General features: G+C 62.2%; 14 protein-coding genes and 1 pseudogene. 11 read left to right on the top strand and 4 right to left on the bottom strand.

What is annotated here, in order from left to right:
- Positions 1–58: 58 nt before the first annotated feature.
- On the bottom strand, positions 59–1237 hold the full coding sequence (locus ACS4RR_RS06895) for an acetate/propionate family kinase (RefSeq protein ID WP_260109361.1): 1179 nt from the start codon (positions 1235–1237) through the stop codon (positions 59–61).
- A 291-nt stretch (positions 1238–1528) separates the two neighbouring features.
- Between ACS4RR_RS06895 and ACS4RR_RS06900 the strand changes: the two genes are divergently transcribed.
- A complete protein-coding gene (locus ACS4RR_RS06900; RefSeq protein ID WP_456189881.1) occupies positions 1529–3130 on the top strand; it encodes an inorganic phosphate transporter in 1602 nt (533 codons plus the stop codon).
- An 8-nt stretch (positions 3131–3138) separates the two neighbouring features.
- On the opposite strand, the gene ACS4RR_RS06905 is transcribed toward ACS4RR_RS06900, so the two are convergent.
- Both ACS4RR_RS06905 and ACS4RR_RS06910 read right to left on the bottom strand, forming a co-directional pair.
- Complete coding sequence (locus tag ACS4RR_RS06905) at positions 3139–4710, bottom strand: putative bifunctional diguanylate cyclase/phosphodiesterase (protein ID WP_260109359.1); 1572 nt, start codon at positions 4708–4710, stop codon at positions 3139–3141.
- A 457-nt stretch (positions 4711–5167) separates the two neighbouring features.
- Entirely contained in the window at positions 5168–5722 is a 555-nt protein-coding gene (locus ACS4RR_RS06910; RefSeq protein WP_456189882.1) for a histidine phosphatase family protein, read from the bottom strand.
- Between the two features lie 232 nt (positions 5723–5954).
- Here ACS4RR_RS06910 and ACS4RR_RS06915 point away from each other — a divergent pair, with 232 nt between their 5' ends.
- The 4 genes from ACS4RR_RS06915 to ACS4RR_RS06930 all read left to right on the top strand — a co-directional run bounded on the left by ACS4RR_RS06915 (position 5955) and on the right by ACS4RR_RS06930 (position 8985).
- Positions 5955–6164 (top strand): CbtB domain-containing protein, encoded by a 210-nt coding sequence (locus ACS4RR_RS06915; RefSeq protein WP_162118823.1) that lies wholly within the window; start codon positions 5955–5957, stop codon positions 6162–6164.
- A gap of 26 nt (positions 6165–6190) precedes the next feature.
- Positions 6191–6925 (top strand): CbtA family protein, encoded by a 735-nt coding sequence (locus tag ACS4RR_RS06920; protein ID WP_170279751.1) that lies wholly within the window; start codon positions 6191–6193, stop codon positions 6923–6925.
- Positions 6926–7240: 315 nt separating this feature from the next.
- Entirely contained in the window at positions 7241–8227 is a 987-nt protein-coding gene (locus ACS4RR_RS06925) for an IS110 family RNA-guided transposase (RefSeq protein ID WP_456189883.1), read from the top strand.
- Positions 8228–8352: 125 nt separating this feature from the next.
- On the top strand, positions 8353–8985 hold the full coding sequence (locus ACS4RR_RS06930) for a hypothetical protein (protein ID WP_456189884.1): 633 nt from the start codon (positions 8353–8355) through the stop codon (positions 8983–8985).
- On the opposite strand, the gene ACS4RR_RS06935 is transcribed toward ACS4RR_RS06930, so the two are convergent.
- Positions 8970–9632, bottom strand: coding sequence for a sulfite oxidase-like oxidoreductase (locus tag ACS4RR_RS06935; RefSeq protein WP_162118820.1), 663 nt, complete (start codon positions 9630–9632; stop codon positions 8970–8972). The genes ACS4RR_RS06930 and ACS4RR_RS06935 overlap by 16 nt on opposite strands.
- A 110-nt stretch (positions 9633–9742) precedes the next feature.
- On the opposite strand from ACS4RR_RS06935, the pseudogene ACS4RR_RS06940 reads away from it, so the two are divergent.
- From ACS4RR_RS06940 to ACS4RR_RS06965, 6 genes and pseudogenes are all read left to right on the top strand, one after another.
- Positions 9743–11618 (top strand): annotated as a pseudogene (locus ACS4RR_RS06940) (sensor histidine kinase).
- Positions 11615–12961 carry a sigma-54-dependent transcriptional regulator gene (locus ACS4RR_RS06945; protein WP_162118819.1) on the top strand — a complete coding sequence of 449 codons (1347 nt, stop codon included), beginning with the start codon at positions 11615–11617 and terminating at the stop codon, positions 12959–12961. Before ACS4RR_RS06940 ends, ACS4RR_RS06945 begins: the two are co-directional and overlap by 4 nt.
- 98 nt (positions 12962–13059) lie before the next feature.
- Positions 13060–13383, top strand: coding sequence for an ArsR/SmtB family transcription factor (locus ACS4RR_RS06950; protein WP_222384642.1), 324 nt, complete (start codon positions 13060–13062; stop codon positions 13381–13383).
- Between the two features lie 54 nt (positions 13384–13437).
- Positions 13438–13887, top strand: a complete 450-nt coding sequence (locus ACS4RR_RS06955; protein ID WP_456189885.1) for an SRPBCC family protein — start codon at positions 13438–13440, stop codon at positions 13885–13887.
- Between the two features lie 211 nt (positions 13888–14098).
- Complete coding sequence (locus ACS4RR_RS06960) at positions 14099–15082, top strand: tripartite tricarboxylate transporter substrate-binding protein (protein ID WP_017968059.1); 984 nt, start codon at positions 14099–14101, stop codon at positions 15080–15082.
- Positions 15083–15304: 222 nt separating this feature from the next.
- Complete coding sequence (locus tag ACS4RR_RS06965) at positions 15305–15766, top strand: tripartite tricarboxylate transporter TctB family protein (protein WP_017968058.1); 462 nt, start codon at positions 15305–15307, stop codon at positions 15764–15766.
- Position 15767 lies beyond the last annotated feature (1 nt).

A 15767-nucleotide genomic window follows, 5' to 3' on the forward strand; every position in this document is an offset into this window, starting at 1 on the left:
TTGAAAACGTCTTCAACGTCAATTCTACCGGCTGATGCCGGCAAGCTGTTGATCTGGATCAGCCACTGCCAAGAACGGTCAACGCCTCGTCGGCGATGATTTGTTCCTCATCGGTGGCGATGACGTGAGCGGCGATGCGGCTTTCCCGCGCGCTAATGGTGAAACCATTGGCGGCATTGGCCTTTTCGTTGATCGTAAGGCCAAGCCAGACCAGCCGCCTGGCCACGCCTGCGCGGATCTCCGGTTGATGTTCGCCGATGCCTGCGGTGAAAACGATAGCGTCAAGGCCATTCAACGTCGCCGCCATGCGGCCGATTTCACCAGCAATGCGCAGCGTGAAGAGGTCGATCGCCTGGTGTGCCTGCGGCCGTCCGTCCTTCAACAGGTCGCGCGTATCGGCGCTGATCCCGGAGACGCCGAGCAGGCCGGCGTTGTGATAGAGCAGATCCTCGATCTCTGCGAAGGACTGTTTCCTCTCTCCGGCCAGATGCAGGATGACGCCGGGATCGAGCCAGCCCGGACGCGTCGCCATCGGGATGCCGTCGAGCGTCGAAAAGCCCATGCTGCAATCGCGGCTGACGCCGTCCTCCAGCGCACAGAGGCTGGCGCCGCTGCCGAGATGGGCGACGACCACCTTTGCCGCGGGCGGCCCCTTGCGGCGAAACTCGCTGGCGATGAATTTATAGGACAGGCCGTGGAAGCCGTAACGCTTGATGCCCTCGTCATGCAGCATCCGAGGAATGGCGAAGCGGCGAACGAGATCGTCCTGGGTGGCGTGGAAGGCCGTGTCGAAGGAGGCCGTCTGGGCAAGATGCGGTTTCAGATGCCGGAGCGCACGGATGAAACGTAGCGCCTGCGGCTGGTGCAGGGGCGCAAGCGAGGTCAGCGCGTCGACCGCATCGATCGCGGCGTCATTAAGGGCGACGGCGCTGGTGAAGCGCTCGCCGCCATGGACGACGCGGTGGCCGGCTGCGCGCACGGCGGCGATATCGAAATGCCCGGCGAGAAGGGAAAAGGTCTCGTCGATGACGCCATGCAGGTCTTCCGTCGTCTCCGCCTTCAGCGGCATCTCGATTGTCTGTGGCCCCGCTGTCAGGCTGAGAGACAGCGGCTCGGCGCGGAAATCGATCACACCCTTGACGATGCGCCGCGCCGCATCGCCGTCGATCGCGAAGATGCCGATCTTCACCGTCGAGGAACCGGCGTTGAAAGTGAGGAGCAGGTCGGTCGATGGCATGTCTCAAAGACTCCGCACGGTTGTGGTCACGACCAAACTTAGCGTCGAGGTTTCCGGCGGAAAGAAGTTATTCGCCCGCTGCTCGTTTTTTGTCGAAGCGCTCACGACCGTCTTGGGCCGGCCGTGATCGACATACGGCATGTTTCACGAATGTGCCGGGACGAGCATGTGACGGTTAATATCGCGCAGTGTCAGTGTCTTACGGGCGGATCAGCCAGGGCGTCATGAGAGCTTCACGCGGCGGAATTATTAACAAAAGGCAAATTTGCAAACGGAATAAGGAACTATGCCATGGCCGATATTGCCCCCAGCCAGGTTCATAGCGACGCTTCCCATCCGCTCCACAGTTCGAATTCGGCCGGCAAATGGTTCTTGCCGCTGTTCGCACTCGTTCTGGTTTGCGGCCTTGGATATGTCGCCTATGCACTCGCCCGCGACCTGACGACCGCAGTTGCCGTTCCCTGGATTCTCCTCGGCCTTGCGCTGCTCATCGCGCTCGGCTTCGAGTTCGTCAACGGTTTCCATGATACGGCCAATGCCGTCGCCACCGTGATCTACACCCGTTCCATGCCGGCGGAATTTGCCGTCATCTGGTCCGGCTTCTTCAACTTCCTCGGCGTGCTGACTTCGAGCGGTGCCGTCGCCTTCGGCATCCTGGCGCTGCTGCCGGTGGAATTGATCCTGCAGGTCGGTTCCGGCTCCGGCCTTGCCATGGTCTTCGCGCTGCTGATCGCCGCGATCGTCTGGAACCTTGGCACCTGGTATCTCGGCCTGCCGTCATCGAGTTCGCACACGCTTGTGGGATCGATCATCGGCGTCGGCCTTGCCAACCAGGTCCTGGCGCCGGCAGGCACGGCGACCAGCGGCGTGGACTGGTCGCAGGCGACCAATATCGGCCTCTCGCTTTTGATCTCGCCGCTGATCGGCTTTGGCCTTTCCGCTGTTCTCCTGCTGGTCATGAAGGTTCTGGTGCGCAACAAGGCGCTTTATGCCGAACCGAAGGGCAGCCAGCCGCCGCCGCTCTGGATCCGCGCGATCCTGATCTTTACCTGCACCGGCGTCAGCTTCGCTCACGGCTCCAACGACGGCCAGAAGGGCATGGGCCTCATCATGCTCATCCTTATCGGCCTGGTGCCGACGGCTTTCGCGCTGAACCGCACGCCCGATGTCAACTATCTCGAAGCCTACAAGTCGGCATCTGTCCAGGTGGAAGCCGCGCTCGGCAAATATGTGAAGCCTGGGGTGACCGTTGCGGACTACGAGGCCGAAGTCAGCAACGCCGTCAAGAACAAGACCTGGACGGATGCGACGACGCCGGCCCTGCAGCAATATATCCACCAGACCAGTGCCGAGGTCGCCGCCTTCCCGACGCTCGAAGCGGTGCCGACCAATCTCGTCGGCAACGTCCGCAACGACATCTATCTGATCGGCGAGGCGCTGAAGCTGATCGACAAGCAAAAGCTGCTGCCGATGGACGCCGGCGACCTCAGCGCGGTCACGAACTACCACAAGGCAGTCGACAACGCGACCAAGTTCATCCCGCTCTGGGTGAAAGTGGCGGTCGCAATCGCGCTTGGCCTCGGCACGATGGTGGGCTGGAAGCGCATCGTCGTCACCGTCGGCGAAAAGATCGGCAAGACGCATCTGACCTATGGTCAGGGTGCGGCAGCCGAAGTCGTGGCGATGGTCACCATCGCTTCGGCCGACCATCTCGGCCTGCCGGTCTCGACCACGCATGTGCTGTCGTCAGGCGTTGCCGGCACCATGGCGGCGAACGGTTCCGGCCTGCAATGGTCAACGGTGCGCAACATGCTAATGGCCTGGGTGCTGACGCTGCCGGCCTCGATCGCGATCGCCTTCGTGCTGTTCGTGATCATGCGTCAGATTTTTTAGGCGTCCCGTCAGGCCGTGGAGGCCAGGCTCGCATTGCGATCGCTGATGAAGATGCCCGCCTCGGCGGCGGGCATCGCCTTGCCGAAAAGATAACCCTGGCCGATATCGCAGCCGAGCTGCAGCAGGAAGGCGAGCTGGCCGTGCTCTTCGATGCCTTCGGCCGTCGTCTTGATGTTGAGGCTCCTGCCGAGACCGAGCATGGCGCGAACGATCTTTTCCTGGCGCTCGTCGTCGCGATAGGTGGCGATGAAACTTTTGTCGATCTTGATCTTGTCGAAACGATAGCGGGCGAGCTGGGCGAGGCTCGAATAGCCCGTGCCGAAATCGTCGAGGGCGATCTGGATGCCGGCCGCATGAAGCTCGTCAAGAATGAGGGCGGCGACGGCGGGATCCTGGATCAGCGCGTTTTCGGTGATCTCCACTTCCAGGCGCTGCGGCGGCAGCCGGCTTGCCGAAAGCACCTTGAGAATGCGCGACGTCAGCAATCTGTCTTCCATCTGCACCGGCGAGACGTTGAAGGACAACGTCACATGCTCCGGCCAGGCGAGGGCGTCGCTGCAGGCCTGGGCGAGAAGATCCTCGAACAATGCCGTGATCATGCCGGTTTCCTCGGCTATATCGATAAAGGCCGGCGGAGGAATATTGACACCGTCGTCGCTGATCCAGCGCGCCAGCGCCTCGAAGCCGCAGAGCTGACCGGTCTTCAGGTCGATCAGCGGCTGATAGAAGGGCTTGATCGCCTTGTTGGAAATTGCGGCACGCAGCCTGGTTTCCAGAGCGGCACGTTCCGTTACCTTGTCCTGCATCGAAGGTTCGAAAACCAAACAGTGGTTGGGTCCACGCGATTTCGCCTCGTACATGGCGAGGTCGGCACGGTGGGCGGCATCTTCCAGCAGCTCGGCTCCCTCGGCCCAGCGGTCGTAGCCAACGCTGGCGCCGACTTCGACGGCAAAGCCATCGATATGGATGGGACGGGTGACGGCCTGGATCAGCAGCTTGGCAAAACGCTCCTCACGCTGTGACGTCAGGGCGAAGGCGACGATGATGAATTCGTCGCCGCCGAAGCGATAGACGCAGTCGGCATTGCCGAGCGCGCAGATGCGTCTGGCAACCTCGATCAACAGGATGTCGCCGCCCTTGTGGCCAACAAGATCGTTGACCTTCTTGAAGCCGTCGAGGTCGACGGAGAAGATGGTGACGTTGCGGTCCCACTCCTCGATCTCGGCCTCGTCGTCTTTGATCGGCCGTGAGAGGATCTTGCGCTCGAAGGCGTAGCGGTTGGGCAGCTTGGTGAGATGGTCGTGGGTCGCGGTCCAATCGGCTTTTGCCTGGGCGGCCGCGCGCAGTTCCATTTCCTTACGCAGGTCGGCGATGCGCAGCACCGAATAGATGAAGCTCATGGCGCCGGCGATGCCGAGCGCCAGAACGACCTTGTCGGCGCCATACTCGCCGAATCCGATCAGGAAGGCGACCAGGCTGTCGTCGAGCTGTAGCAGCGTGCCGAGAAGCCAGAGGGTCACTCCAGACACCACGATCGACACGCATTGCCGTCCGGCCCTGCTTTGGAAAAACACCGGCATTATGCCTTCTCCATCTCCACCTTCGCGGAAATATCACGAAAGTCTGAAATGTTTGTTGAAACCAGAAGGCGAATTATCAGAGGCGCAGCAGCCTGTTGCTGTGCCGCAGAGAGACCCGGCAGGCTTGTGGGGAATCAGGGCGTCGTTATCAGCGCGATGCCCTTAATGGTTCGGAAGACTGGCTCATGCGGGAAAGAACGAAGGCGAGCGTGCTAATGCATCGCTCGCCCTTTCCAGTGCTTCAGGCGGTGACGATCAGCAGCGGAACGCTGACAATGAGACCGACCAGAACCGTGACTGTGGCGACACGCATGAAACGCAGGCGTCGTGTGCGCTCGCCACTCCAATCATATGTCATTCTTCCATCTCCTTGGGACAAGGAAGTAGTTCCCGCAAAGCCGGGTTCAACAGAGATGACGCGATTTGCTTGTGCAAAGCTGGATAAGATCAGCAGTCTCTAATGCTGGAAGCGCAGAGACCAGCGCTGTCCGTTGCTGGTCATGCGGATAACGGAAAGCGGCTCGACGTCGCTCAGCCAGAAGGAGGAGAGTGGCGCCTGAAGCACATGCACGATCGCTGCCCGGATGACGGCCGCATGGCTGATTGCAATGATGTGGCCGTCGAGAACGGTCTGTCCATCCATCCAGCCGGCGATGCGCTTGCGCAGATCAACAAGGCTCTCGCCGCCATGCGGAGCCGCTTCCGGATCGCTCATCCACCCCATGAGGTTTTCCGGCTCTTCGGTCCCGATCGCCGCGATTGACCTGCCGGCCCAGCGGCCATGGTCGCAGTCGCAAAGCGCCTGATCTATCCGGCCTTCGAGGCGCAGCGCATCAGCAGTTTGACGGGCGCGCAAGGCGGGGCTCGTGACAATACAATCGGCGCGGGGCGGGGCGATCATCCTGCCGGCCTCCTTCACTGCCTTGTCCTCCAGCGGTTCGTCGAGCGGGAACAGGGCCTTGCGGCTTGCTGCCGTCGCGCCGTGGCAGATCCAGGTGAGGCGCGTGTTCACAGTCGTTCTTGTCTCCCGGAATGCGGCGACAGCGTCCTTCGCCGGCTTGTGAAGTTTCGTTGACAGTCTCTTCGGCGTGCAGATATAACCGTGCTGTTGCGGGTTTGGAAGCCGGTGTAAGTCCGGCGCGGTCGCGCCACTGTGACCAGCGTGTCGAAGCTCTTCGCGCTGGAAGTCAGACCCTACTGCACAAGCACTCTTTCGACTGAACGCGTCATTCCCGGAGGAATACATGTCTGACACCACTTTCGCGCCCGTTGCTGTACCGGCGCCGATCCCTGTAGGCGAGATCCTGCCCTGGGCGATCTTCGGCGGCCTGCTGATGCTCATTGTCGTCTATTTCGTCGGCACCGAGGAAGGCGCGATGGCGCTGTTCAACGGCATGTATGTGCACGAGTTCGTGCATGACGGCCGCCATCTCCTCGGCTTTCCCTGCCACTAAAGCGCTTCGCGATCGGAGTTCCTGACATGGTTGGAAACCTTCTGCTTCGCGGCATGCTCGCGGGCCTGATGGCTGGCATCCTCGTTTTCGCTTTCGCTCATATGTTCGGCGAGCCGCTGGTCGATGCGGCGATTGCCTTCGAGGAGGCAAGCGCCCAGGCCGCCGGCGAGGCTGCCGAACCCGAAATCGTCAGCCGCGCCACACAGGCCGGTCTCGGCCTTTTCACCGGCGTCATGGCCTACAGCGTCGCCGTCGGCGGGCTCTTCGCGCTCGCCTTCGCTTTCGTGCAAGGCCGCTTCAGCAGCCTTTCGCCGCGCGGCACCTCGGCCGTCATCGCCATTGCCGCCTTTGTGGCGGTTGTCCTCGTTCCCGGTATCAAGTATCCGGCCAACCCGCCAGCGGTCGGCACTCCCGATACGATCGGCGTCAGGACCGAACTGTTCTTCCTGATGATCGTCGTTTCGCTTGCGGCGCTGATTGCCGCAGTGGCGCTGTCGCGCCGCCTTTCCGAGCGTTTTGGTCTCTGGAACGGCGCGATCATCGCCGGCATCGTCTATCTCGTCTTCATCGGCGTCGTGCTCTATCTGCTGCCGCCGATCAACGAGGTCCCGGAGAACTTCTCGGCGATGGTACTTTGGCGGTTCCGCACGACCTCACTCGGCATGCATGTGATCCTCTGGGCAACCTTGGGCCTTGCCTTCGGAGCATTGGCGGAAAAGCGGCTTGCGGTTAAGAGCGGGCTGCGGCCAGCGTTTCGGTGATCCGGCGTATCGAGGTGGCGACTTGCTACCCCTTCTCCCCAGCGGGGAGAAGGTGGCCCGAAGGGTCGGATGAGGGCGCCACACGGCACGCCCTATATGTTGCCCTTCGCTTGTGCTCAGTGCATTCGCAGCTTTGCTGCTCACCCCTTGCATGTTCAAACTGCATCCGTTGATGATGGGTGCGACCCCTGGGGGATGGCCATCCCCAGGGGTCGGACGGGCGGGACCGTAACCCCCTTGGCGTGAACCGGGGATGAGCCTGGTCCGCTCGTCCTTCGCGTTTGTCCTGAACAGATAGTGGGGAGCAGGTCCCGTATGCAAGGCAAGGTATCGTCCGAACGCGCCGCGATGGCGACAGTTTATGTCGGCATCGATGTCTGTAAAGAGTGGCTGGACATTCATCTGCATCCTCTCGGCCGCAGTTTTCGGGTGACCAACGACACGGCCGGCCTGCGCCGCCTCAAGCGGGAGCTCGATGCGCTTGACCAGATGCCGCGCTCGGCGCTGCGTATCGTCATGGAAGCGACCGGCAAGTGGCATCGCGCCGTCCAGCGCTCGCTGCATGCCGATGGCTTTTACGTGTCGGTCGTCGATCCGCTGCGCGCCCGACTGTTTGCCAAAGCCTGCGGCTTTCTCGCCAAGACCGATCGGCTCGATGCGCGGTTTCTGGCCATCATGGGAGAAGCCCTCAAGCCCGCACAGACCCCACCGCCGGACCAAGCGCTGGAAACCCTGCAGGAACTGGTCAATGCCCGATCTGCCGCCAATGGTGAACGCACCGCCCTGTCCAACCGGATGAAGACGGCCGTGACCGCTTTCCTGCGCAAGGAACTGACGCGCCGGCTTGCCGCGCTCGACACCCATATCGCAAGACTGGACGCCGAGATCGAGCGCAGCATCTGCGCCGATCCCGAGATGCGCCGCCGCCTCGACATCCTCATCTCCATTCCTGGCATCGGAGCCGTCACCGCCGCAAGCCTGATCGCTGGCCTTTGCGAACTTGGCGCCTGCTCCGGCAAGCAGGCCGCCATGCTGACCGGCCTTGCGCCGATTGCCTGCGAAAGTGGCGAGCGGGCCGGACATCGCTCCATCAGGGGCGGACGCCCAGCACCCAGGAACGCCATCTACATGGCCGCCCTGTCCGCCTCTCGTCACAACCCGGACCTCGCACGCTTCGCCGCAAGGCTGAAGAAAGTCGGAAAACCCAATAAGGTCGTCCTCGTCGCCGTCATGAGAAAGCTCATCGTCCTGGCAAACACCCTCATCACCAAAAACCGCATCTGGACACCAAATCCACCTTGACACCAAACACAGATGCTCATCTGCCTGCAGGCATCTTCTCCCCGCTGGGGAGAAGGAATATGTGGCGGCGCCGTATTCCTCTCTCGTCCGTCAGGAGCCCGAGGACAGGAAGGCAAGTTGGTGGGATGGCACGCTATCTCTATCGACGGCTTGCATTTCTTGGTCTCAACGCGACCTTGCTTCTATTGATTGCCGGAAGCGTTTTTGCCCATAGCCGCGGCGGCGGCAGCGGCAGCCACGCCGGGCTGGATGTCCCGGAAATTTCCCATGGCGAGATGGCTGTCATGTCTGACTATCGCAGTGGGATTATCGACCTTGCATCGCGTGCAGTCGATACGAACGAGCCGTTTCGCCGCATGCTGAACTATGCCGAGATCCAGTATTCCTACTGTCTGTGGGGCCGGATGCCGGGCAGCGTGGCGGATGAGGAAAGTCCGTTCAACGAATGCACCCATGCCTATCTGGCCGCGACCAAGGCCGTCTTGCTTTCAATGCGCGAGATGCCGCGGGAGGCCGCTGCTGCAGGCGAAATCATTTCCGCTGTCGATGCTGACATGGTGCGGCGCGGTCTCGCGCTCATCACCTGCCGGTTCAGCGGCGAGGCCTTCAACACAGCCGATATCGTCAAGCCGCGCTGGAGCGGGATCCCATTCCATGTCGCCAGCATGGCGTCTCTGACGGGGCTCGCCTCTTTGTTCGGCCTCGGTGTGTTTGTGCTTCGCCGCCTCTCGCAACCGAAGGCTCAATCGTTGGAATAGCGCTGCTCGCGCCACGGATCGCCATACATGTGGTAGCCGTTCTTTTCCCAGAAGCCTGCCTGGTCGGCTGATATCAACTCGATGCGGCGCAGCCATTTGGCGCTTTTCCAGAAATAGAGATGCGGCACGACGAGGCGCATCGGTCCGCCGTGCTCCGGCGTCAGCGGCAGGCTTTCCCAGGCCGTGGCGAGGATCGCATCCTCGGCTGCGAAATCGGCGAGCGGCAGGTTGGTGGTGTAGCCGTCATAACTCGTCAGCATGACGTAACCGGCTTCTGGCTTCGGCATGGCGAGGTCGAGCAGATCGCGCGTCGAAACGCCTTTCCATTTGTTGTCGTAGCGCGACCAAGTGGTGACGCAGTGGATATCGCTAACTTTGGTGCTCTGCTCGATCGCCTGGAAGGCGGCCCAGGTGAGGGTGAGCGTCGTTTCGACGAGGCCGCGCACGTCGAGCCGCCATGTATCGGTCGAAACGACAGGCTGCTGGCCGAGATCGAGCACCGGCCAGTTCTTGACAAGGTGCTGGCCGGGCGGCAGGCGCTCGGCTTCGGGCCGACTGATGCGGCCGGTGAGGAACTTACCTTCGGTCGCCCAACGGCGTTTGGAGGTAGTGAGCTTGCTGTCGGTGGGCGCCTGATCGTCGCTCATGAGTGGGTCTCCTGCGATGCAGCAATAGGACATCCGCCCTTGGCGGGTGTCAAGTTTGGGCGACCCCTTGGAAATCCTTGCCGGGCTCACTAAACTCGATGCCATGGGGCATGCCTCGCTGGGGAGTGGAGGCAGGAAGGGGAGGAGCCGGTTCTGTCTTCGAGATATCGTGCGATAGCGGCGTTGCTGGTCGTGCCGCTGATCATCTTCGCTTTCTTCACCTATGGAAGCGCGATTGCGACGCGCGTCTATATGGAGGAGGCTTCGGCGCAGGCCGGAACGGCGCTGCGCCTTGCCGTTTCGGCACTCAGCGGCCATCTCAACCGCTACGAGGCGCTACCGGCGCTGATCGCCGATCACGACGATATCAAGGAGCTGGTGAGCGCGCCCGAGGATGAGGCGCTGCGCGATGCGGCCAATCTCTATCTCAAGGCGATCAACGGACTGCTGAAATCCTCCGACATCTATGTGGTCAAGCCGGATGGAGAGACGATCGCGGCCAGCAATTACGATAGGCCTGCAAGTTTCGTCGGACAGAATTTCAGCTACAGGCCCTATTTCCAGGATGCGATCGAGGGCCGGCAGGCGCGGTTCTACGCGCTCGGCACCACCTCGCTGAAGCGCGGCTATTATTTTGCCGCACCGATCCGGACCGGCGCGGATATTCGCGGCGTCATCGTCTTCAAGGTCGATATCGACATGATCGAATCCTCCTGGGGCGGCGGCGAATACAAGATCTTCGTCTCCGATCCCGAGGGCATCATCTTCATGTCGGGAAGCCCGGAATGGCTTTACGGCGCCATCCTGCCGCTGACGGCCGATCGTATCGCCCGCACCGAGGCGTCGCGGCGTTATGCCAATGCCAGGCTGACGGCGCTGCCAGTGACGCGACACCACTTCGACCAGCATGAGCTGATGACGCTGGCCGGCGAACGCGGCTCGAGCGAATATCTGGTGCTCTCGCATTACATGCCGGCCGAGGACTGGACGGTGAACGTGCTGATGGAAACGAGTTCCATCCGCACCCAGGCGCGCACGGCGCTTGCGGCCGTCTTTCTCATCCTGTGCATCGCCGGGCTTACGGTGGCGGTTCTGCGCCAGCGGCGGACGCGGCTTGCCGACCGCATGCAGATGCAGGCCGAGGCGCGCAACGAGCTGGAACGACGTGTCGAGGAGCGCACGGCCGATCTTGCCCGAGTCAACAGCCGTATCGAAGAGGAGATCGCCGAGCGGCGGCAGACCGAGCAGCAGCTCCGCCAAACGCAGGCCGACCTGATCCAGGCCGGAAAACTTGCCGGTCTCGGGCAGATGTCGGCTGCTCTTTCGCACGAGTTCAACCAGCCGCTCGCCGCGGCCAAGACCTATACGGACAGCGCCTCGGTGCTCATCGACCGTGGACGGACGGAAGAGGCGCGGGACAATATCCGGCGTATCGGCGGGCTGATCGACCGGATGGCGTCGATCAGCCGTCACCTGCGCAACTTCGCCCGCAAACCGAACGAGAAGCTCGGCCCCGTTTCCCTCGACGAGGCGATGCGCGACACGCTCGAGATCATCGCCTGGCGGCTGAAGGCGGCAGATGCCGAACTGCTGCTCGATCTCGGGCCGCGTCCGCCGGTGGTGCGCGCCGGTTCGGTGCGGCTGCAGCAGGTGCTGGTCAACGTGATCTCGAATGCGGCCGATGCGGTGGAAGGGCTTAATGACCGGCGCATCGAGATTTCGGCCTTCGATGAAGCCGGCAAGGTGGTGCTGACGGTGCGGGACCATGGACCGGGCGTGCCAGCCGCAATCGCCGAGCGCATCTTCGACCCGTTCTTCACGACGAAGGGTGTCGGTAAGGGGCTCGGCCTCGGGCTTTCGATCTCCTATAACATCATCAAGGATTTCGGTGGCAGCCTTACAGCTGCCAATCATCCCGAAGGGGGCGCGGTGTTCCGCATCGAGCTGCAATCGGCGGCAGGGCTGATGCCGGAGGCAGCGGAATGAACGATGCAAAGATCCTGCTGGTTGACGACGAGGAGGAACTGCGACGCTCGACGGCGCAGGCGCTGGAGCTCTCCGGCTTCAGTGTCGAGACCTATTCGAACGGCGACCACGTGCTGGAGCTGATCGGCTACAGCTTTCCCGGCGTCGTCGTCAGCGATATCCGCATGCCCGGCATGGACGGCATGACGCTGATGCAGAAGATCCGCGAGCTCGACCCGGAGGTGCCGGTCATTCTCGTCACCGGCCACGGCGACGTTCAGCTTGCGGTGAAGGCGATGCGCGAGGGCGCCTATGATTTCATCGAGAAGCCGTTCACGCCGGAGATGCTCGCCGGCGTCATCCGCCGGGCGATGGAGCGGCGCGGCCTCGTGCTCGAAAACCGGCTGCTGAAGGCGGTCGCCGGCAAGCGCGACGATATCGAGGCGCGGCTGCCGGGGCGCACGCAGGTGATGGTGGATTTGCGCTATCGCATCCGGGCGATCGGGGCGAGCGATGCCGATACGCTTATCGTCGGGGAAACGGGGGCCGGCAAGGAAGTGGTGGCGCGGGCGCTCCATGACATCAGCGCCCGGGCGAGCCGGCCGTTCATCGCGATCAATTGCGCCGCACTTCCGGCAAACCTGATCGAGAGCGAACTCTTCGGCCATGAGGTGGGAGCCTTTCCGGGCGCGGTAAGGCCGCGCTATGGAAAGTTCGAACATGGGCGCGGCGGCACGATCCTTCTCGACGAGATCGGCTCCATGCCCTTCGACCTGCAGGCGAAGTTCCTGCGGGTGCTGCAGGAGCGGGTGATCTCCAGGCTCGGATCGAACGAGATCGTACCGCTCGACGTGCGCTTCATCGCGACCAGCAAGGTGGATCTGGAAGCGGAAGTGGCGGCCGGCCGCTTTCGCGCCGATCTCCTCTACCGGCTGAACGTTGCGACGCTGCATGTGCCGTCGCTGTCGCAGCGGCGGTCGGACATTCCGCTGCTTTTCCTGCAACTGGTGCGGGAAGCGGCCGCCCGCTACGGCCGCGATGAGATGGCGGTGCCGCCGGACGTGATTTCCGACATCGCTCAGCGCGACTGGCCCGGCAACGTGCGCGAACTCCGGAATGCCGCCGACCGTCTGGTCCTCGGTCTCGATGATGGCGGGCCACAGGCAGAGGAAGCGACCGGGCTTGCGGAGCGTGTCGCCGAATTCGAACGGGGGGTCATTGCCAGCGCGCTGGTGGCTCATGGCGGCAGCCTCAGGCCGGTCTATGAGTCGCTCGGTATTTCCCGGAAAACACTCTACGAAAAGATGCAGAAATACGGTCTCGACAAGCGAATGCTGACAACCGAAAGTCAGCGCCCCTTTTAACGGCGCATGTATACCAGCCACATTTTACGACTTGCCATGCAACCATTTGGTTGCCTATAAGGAGAAAAATAGGCAACCAAATGGTTCCGTATAAAGACATTGATGATGACGCAGTTTTCCGGGCTCTGGCAGATGCGAGCCGGCGGCAGTTGCTAGATCGGCTGTATGCGAGGAACGGCCAGACTCTGGCTGAGCTCTGCGAGGGGCTTGCGATGACGCGCCAGGCCGTGGCCAAACATATTGCGATCCTGGAGGAGGCGAGCCTCGTTTCGTCCAAGCGCCAGGGCCGGCAGAAACTGCACTTCATCAATCCCGTGCCGATCAACGAGATCGCGCAACGATGGATCAACAAATTCGAGCGGCAGCAGCTGAATGCGCTCGCCGATCTGAAGCAGACCCTCGAAGGCAAGGGCGGCCACTAGATCCGCGGCCTGGCCATCGGGAGCATCTTGTCCTCGCCAAAAAGGAGTATCATCGTGGCTGGCAGCACATATAACTATGTCACCTTTATTCGCACGACGCCGGAGCAGCTTTGGGCGGCGCTGACGACGGCCGAGTTCATGAAGAAATTCTGGCTCGGCGCCCACTTCGAGACCGAGTGGCGAGCGGGCGCCGCCTGGAAGCTTCTGTTCGAGGACGGATCGGTCGCCGACACCGGCGAGATCCTGGAATGCGATCCGCCGAAACGGCTCGAGCTGAAATGGCGGAACGAGTTCATGCCGGAGCTGAAGGCCGAGGGCTATTCGCAATGCGTGATGGAGATCGAGGCGGTCAACGATACGGCTACCAAGCTGACGGTGACCCATTCCATTGCGGTCGAGAATTCCAAGCTTATCAACGCCGTTTCCGGCGGCTGGCCACGCATTCTCTCGAACCTCAAGTCGCTGATCGAAACCGGCGAAGTGGTGCTGCCTCCCAAAAAATAAGGCAGACGTCATAGTGCGATGGGTGGATTTCCACCCATCGCACCGGCCGTTTGTTTCCAAATCGACCCATGCTGCATCGCACTGTCGCAAAATCGTCTTTCGAAAGCGGCTGCAATGATTGCGGGTCGATTTTTCCCGGCGGCAAATAGGTCATCCGAACCGGCGCGGAGGATGTGTCGGCGGGCTCGCTTATTTCATCAGGGAGGAAACGATGAAAATTCTGAAGGCCATGCTCGGCCTGACCGCGGCTGCCGCGGTCTCTCTTCTCGTCGGCGTCGCTTCGGCGCAGACCTATCCCGAGCGCACCATCACCATGGTCGTGCCCTTTGCGGCCGGCGGCCCCACCGACACCGTCGCGCGCCTGGTCGCCGAATCCATGTCGAAGGATCTCGGCCAGCAGATCGTCGTCGAAAATGTCGGCGGCGCCGGCGGCACGCTCGGCGCGGGCCGCGTGGCGAGTTCCGATCCCGACGGTTACACCATCCTGCTGCACCATATCGGCATGGCGACCAGCGCTACGCTCTACCGCAAGCTCGCCTACGACACGCTCGGCGCCTTCGACTATGTCGGCCTCGTCACAGAGGTGCCGATGACGATCGTTGCCCGTAAGGACATGGAGCCTGCCGACCTCAAGGGATTGATCGATTATATCAAGGCCAACAAGGACAAGGTGACGGTCGCCAATGCCGGCATCGGCGCGGCCTCGCATCTCTGCGGCATGATGTTCATGAGCGCCATCCAGACACCGCTCACGACCGTTCCCTACAAGGGCACCGGCCCTGCCATGACCGATCTGCTCGGCGGTCAGGTTGATGTCATGTGCGATCAGACGACCAACACGACGAAGCAGATTCAGGGCGGCACGATCAAGGCCTATGCCGTGACCTCGCCCAAGCGGCTCGACGTGATGAAGGACATTCCGACGGCCGTCGAAGCCGGGCTGCCGGGTTTTGAAGTCGGCATCTGGCACGGCATCTATACGCCGAAGGGCACGCCGGCTGAGATCAACGAACGTCTGTCGAAGTCGCTGCAAGTCGCGCTGAAGGATCCGAATGTCGGCGCCCGCTTCGCCGAGCTCGGCACGGCGCCATCCTCCGACGCCGATGCGACGCCGGCTGCGCTGAAGGCCAAGCTCGAAAGCGAGATCGCCCGCTGGAAGCCGATCATAGAGGCCGCCGGCGAGTATGCCGACTGAGAGTATACCCGCATCCTGGGCGTGCTGGCCAAGCCCCTCACCCTAACCCTCTCCCCGCGTGCGGGGAGAGGGGACCTGCCTAACACAACGGTGGGAAAGGGCGAGAGGTCTGCGGCGTATCCCCTTCTCCCCGCGCGCGGGGAGAAGGTGCCGGCAGGCGGATGAGGGGCTACTTTCTTTGTGACCGCGTCACATCAATCATCTCCAACCCCAGGAGACACCATGAAGTCCATCAGTTTCGATACCACCAATGCGATCTGCGGTGCGCTTTTCGTCGCGACCGGTGCTTTCTTCGCCATCCAGTCGCTGGGGCTCGACCTCGGCACGGCAGTGCGCATGGGGCCTGGCTATTTTCCGTTGGTGCTTGCCGGTGTGCTCGTGCTTCTCGGCGCGATCATCTTCATTCAGGCACTCCGCGTCGAGGGCGAGCCTATCGACCCCTTTGCCTGGCGCGGCATGCTCTTCATCCTGCCGGCACCGGTGTTCTTCGGGCTGACGGTGCGCGGTCTCGGATTTGCACCGTCACTGTTCCTCACCGCCTTCATCGCCTGCTTCGCATCGCAAAAGATGAACGTGTTCTTCGCGATCATCCTCTCGCTGCTGCTGACGATCTTTTCGGTGGCGGTCTTCAGCTACGGGCTCGGCCTGCCGTTCGAGCGCTTCGGCCCCTGGGTCCGGTTCTAGG

Origin of the sequence: Rhizobium zaerense, assembly GCF_051810725.1 — a bacterium.
Taxonomy (GTDB): domain Bacteria; phylum Pseudomonadota; class Alphaproteobacteria; order Rhizobiales; family Rhizobiaceae; genus Rhizobium; species Rhizobium leguminosarum_I.